Origin of the sequence: Paracoccus salipaludis (assembly GCF_002287065.1) — a bacterium.
GTDB classification, from domain to species: domain Bacteria; phylum Pseudomonadota; class Alphaproteobacteria; order Rhodobacterales; family Rhodobacteraceae; genus Paracoccus; species Paracoccus salipaludis.
This window is the reverse complement of sequence record NZ_NSJZ01000142.1, coordinates 1-548: the sequence shown is the minus strand read 5'-3', so window position 1 is coordinate 548 and position 548 is coordinate 1. Positions and strand designations below refer to the sequence as shown.

The 548-nt window shown below is 65.5% G+C and carries 1 protein-coding gene; it reads left to right on the top strand.

All coding sequences use genetic code 11. The features are described from left to right. A partial coding sequence (locus CK240_RS18520; RefSeq protein WP_135058983.1) for a replication initiation protein occupies positions 1 to 548 on the top strand: 548 nt, incomplete at both ends.

Sequence of the window (548 nt, the reverse complement as noted above, 5' to 3'; positions counted from 1 at the left end):
GGCTGCTGCGCGGCGAGGACGGGCGCAACGACAACATCTGGCTGCGCGAGTGCCTGACCCGCCTAACCGGGGTGCAGCTCAGCGGCGAGTGGCGTGGCGATCCCTGGGGCGCGGTCTTGCTGGCCGAATGGAAGATCACCCAAGGTGGCTCGATGGTGCGGGCGTTGATCCCACCAGCCGGCGTCCATGCGCTCCGCAGCCCGCAGAACTTTGCCAAGATCGAGGCCCGCGCCGCTCACAGCCTGACCGGCCACGGCCGCCAGCTTTATGTGCTGCTTGCCGACAAGAAGCGGCTCGGACGGCCATTCTGGACCTTCACCGTGGACGAACTGCGCTCGCTCATGGGGGTGGCTGACAAGAAGTCCTATGAGGTTTGGGGGCAGTTCCGACGCTGGGTTCTGGACCCAGCCCTAACAGCGGTGAACGACTATGGCACGGTCGAGGTAAGCATGACCCCCGAGAAACAGGGCAGGTCGGTTCATGCCGTTACCTTCCGCTGGCGCTGGAAAGACCCGCACGACGCTGCCGAGACTGCCAGCGAGAACGCT